We start from the raw sequence: 3,381 nt of genomic DNA, 5'->3' as shown, positions 1-3,381 counted from the left end.
ATGGTACTTTAAATGAACGATTAAAAGTGCGGGAGCTGGTCTGGCAACGCCGTTAGTCTGCACTGAAACCCGGTCAGTGGGAGGGGATTAATATAACGACATGGTGCGAAACTGTTTAAGACAGCCTTCTTCCCGTCTTTTGCGATAAAATTTCGGGGATCTGTGACTGGTAAAAAGGAAACAAACTATTTATTATAGCTGTTTCCCCGTGACGCTTCCGAAGTGCGCGAGTCGCTTCTGCTCTTTGGACTCCTGTCCTGCCGATTTGGTGAGGCAGTACTGTAAGTCATTGAAAATTAAGGGGATAACCAGGCCCAAGTGGCGGAATTGGCAGACGCGCTAGATTCAGGTTCTAGTATTCGTAAAGGATGTGGAGGTTCGAATCCTCTCTTGGGCAATACAAAAAAGGCCCCGCAACCAGGGTGTTGCGGGGCCTTTTTTTATGCGCGGCACTTCATTTCCGGTGCATCGGATCGGCTCCGCACCAGGATCGCTTTCAAAAAGAAAACCCCCGGTCGAGCAGGGCTCGGCCAGGGGTGAATGGTTTACCTTTTTCCGCACTTAGCGACCAGCACGCCAGTTGCTGTGGTGAGCGTCGTGACCATGTTTGTAGTCATGGTCGTGTTTGTAATCGTGTTTGTAGCTGGTATTGCTGTATTTGTTGTTGTAATAAGAAGATGAATTGTAACCCGTTTGAGGACGGTAATTGTAGTTCGATACGACAGGACGGTATGTGTTGAACAGGCCGGTGTAGGCACTGTTGTAACGGTTCACAGCCGGGTTGTACGGAGTGAACAGCGGTCGGCTATTCAAGTAGCTGCTGTTGTAGCTGGAATAAGAATTGTTATTCCAGTTGCTGGCAGTGTTATTGTAACGTGAATCGTAACGTGAGTTGTACTGACTGCTGGTGGCACAGAATGGTGTGGCGGCAAATGTAGTGCTGCTGACCAAAGTAACGGCTGCCAATGCTGCGAAAGCGATTGTGAAGTTTCTCATCATTATCTCCCTTAATGTTTTAGTTGTTTGAAAGTGACTTAAGTTGTCGTTGATGAAAGAGTACTAAAGCACGAAGCGTGCCAATAAAATACGGATTATCTTTAAGTCATTTAATACAAACAATTTAAAAATTTATCGACATCGCGACATTAGCTTTGTGTCGTTGTCAATAGTACAACTTACAGGAAGTTATTACAATCATATTGACAACGCATATCTCTGGCGTGTGTTGCGTAATTGATTCTGGGTGGCGGTGAAAGCAGATTGTTTCTCGGGAAGAAACAGATAGCGGGAGCAAGCCTGTAAGCCGGGTTATGTCGAGAGTGGCCATTTATCTGGGACAGCAGTTGCCTGCTGCCTCGTGCGACCGACCCGAGAGTCATACCGGATCGGGCCGATCCGTGCCCTGGCGAACCAGGACTGCTCTCTGCTTGGTCTTGCACCCGGTGGGGTTTACCTAGCCAGACCGGTCACCCGGCCTGCTGGTGCGCTCTTACCGCACCGTTTCACCCTTACCTGTCTGGAGACCAGACAGGCGGTTTACTTTCTGTTGCACTTTCCCTATCCTCGCGGACGGTGGGAGTTACCCACCACCGTGCCCTGTGGAGCCCGGACTTTCCTCCACGGATTCCGAAAAATCCGCAGCGACCACTCAGCCGGCTCCCGCTACTGAATTTTCCAGTATAGGCGACGCGCGAGGTTTACAGTATCCCCAAAATCTGACTTTTCTCCACATAAGGGCTTTATAATGTCTGGCCAGCAGTATAGATTAATAGCGTGCGGGCATATTCAGGCATCTCAGTATGGTTTATATGGAAATCACACCAGGAAGTAAGCATGTTAGGTGAACTAAACCCATGTGGAGGTGGCGACCCGATACCGCTGCTTTCCGAGGTTCTGTTGATCGGCCGCCGCGGTCGATGCGATATCACATTGGATTTTCCCAATATCTCTTCACATCATTGCCAACTGGAGTTTCTCAACGGCTATTGGCGCGTGCGCGATATGAACAGCCGCAACGGCATCAAAGTGAATGGCGAGCGCTGCGAGATGAAGTGGCTGCTTCCCGGAGACAGGCTCTCCGTTGCCAAGCACGATTTTGAAATCAATTATACCCCTCAATCCGATGAGCCCCCGCCGGAAGAAGAGAATCCTTTCGAAATGAGTTTAATGGAGAAAGCAGGTCTGGTGCGACCGGAGAAACGCCCGGAACGACCGATGGCGCCTCCTGCTAAAAAACCGAAAGAGATTATCCTGCCTCAGGATGAATCGGAAATGACCGATGATGAATTGGGTCTGAAATTTCTGATTGATCTGGACGACGAGCAGGGCGGTGCATCATGAAATTCGAACTGTGGTTATGGAACCAGGATTGTAGTGGCTAAGAAAAAAGGAAAAAAGATCCGGGTTGCGTTTAAGAAAAACCGCCAGAAAAACGTTCGGCAGAATAAGCTTTCGAGCCACCGGGTCGATGAACAGCTCGACTCGCAATACATGGATGCGACGGAGCGGCTGAGCGGTAAAGGGGACCTGACGCGGCACCGCACCGTGATGGGTGTGGAGCAGGAAACCAGAGACGGCACTTCTATCGTGATCGACATTGATGAAAGCGCCTGTCTCAAAGGGCGCGTGATTCGCTCTCAGGGTTTGAATTCGGTTGTGCAGGCAGAAGACGGCTGTCGTTATGACTGCACGATACGTCGGCTTGTCAGAACGATGTCCCGCGATGACCGCAATGCCGTGGTCGCCGGCGATCATGTTTTGATTCGAGCGGACGGAGATGAAAAGCAGGCGGTCATCGAGCGGGTGGAGCCGCGACGCTCTTATTTATCCCGGGGCAGTAAGCGCCGTGAACATATTCTGGTCAGTAATATTGATCAGGCCGTGGTTGTCGTTTCAGCCGCTGATCCACCGCTGAAACCCTCGCTCATCGATCGTTTTCTGATCAGTTCGGAAAAGGGAAATATTCATTCCATCATCTGCATCAATAAGAGTGATCTGGTGGACCCTGTGGAATTTCAACCGTTGATCGGTGTGTATGCTCAGATGGGGTACGACGTTGTTTTAACGAGTGTGGTCGATGGTTCGGGGATTCCGCGCCTGCGGTCTTTGCTCAAAGGAAAACAGTCAGTTTTTTCCGGACAAAGTGGTGTGGGGAAATCGTCTTTACTGAATCAAATTGATCGTCAGTTATTATTGGAGACCGCGGAGATCAGTCAGGAGAGCCGCAAAGGGCGGCATACGACGCGCTCGGCGGTGTTGCTGGAGATTTCCAGCGGCGGCTGGGTGGTGGATACGCCGGGCATCCGTCAGTTAGAGTTATGGGATGTGATTCCCGAAGAAGTCGAAGGTTTCTTTCGCGATTTTTGTCCCTTTATTCCTCAG

3 protein-coding genes, 1 tRNA gene and 1 other RNA gene are annotated in these 3,381 nt (G+C 50.3%); 3 read left to right on the top strand and 2 right to left on the bottom strand.

The window, feature by feature from the left end; genetic code table 11:
• Positions 1-312 precede the first annotated feature (312 nt).
• Positions 313-397: transfer RNA gene (locus tag Q0294_RS12965), tRNA-Leu, on the top strand.
• Between the two features lie 164 nt (positions 398-561).
• Here Q0294_RS12965 and Q0294_RS12960 read toward each other — a convergent pair.
• Both Q0294_RS12960 and rnpB read right to left on the bottom strand, forming a co-directional pair.
• Positions 562-996, bottom strand: coding sequence for a hypothetical protein (locus Q0294_RS12960; RefSeq protein WP_299465911.1), 435 nt, complete (start codon positions 994-996; stop codon positions 562-564).
• Positions 997-1,283: 287 nt separating this feature from the next.
• An RNA gene (gene rnpB, locus Q0294_RS12955) (RNase P RNA component class A) lies at positions 1,284-1,660 on the bottom strand.
• Between the two features lie 173 nt (positions 1,661-1,833).
• Between rnpB and Q0294_RS12950 the strand changes: the two genes are divergently transcribed.
• Together Q0294_RS12950 and rsgA are read left to right on the top strand one after the other, a co-directional pair.
• Positions 1,834-2,340, top strand: coding sequence for an FHA domain-containing protein (locus tag Q0294_RS12950; protein WP_299465908.1), 507 nt, complete (start codon positions 1,834-1,836; stop codon positions 2,338-2,340).
• Between the two features lie 33 nt (positions 2,341-2,373).
• Positions 2,374-3,381 (top strand): ribosome small subunit-dependent GTPase A (gene rsgA / locus Q0294_RS12945; protein ID WP_299465905.1); only part of this gene is annotated, 1,008 nt, incomplete at its 3' end.

The organism is uncultured Gimesia sp., from assembly GCF_937919775.1.
In the GTDB taxonomy this organism is placed as follows: Bacteria; Planctomycetota; Planctomycetia; order Planctomycetales; family Planctomycetaceae; genus Gimesia.
The sequence above is the reverse complement of the archived record's forward strand: the minus strand, read 5'-3'. Positions and strand labels throughout refer to the sequence as shown.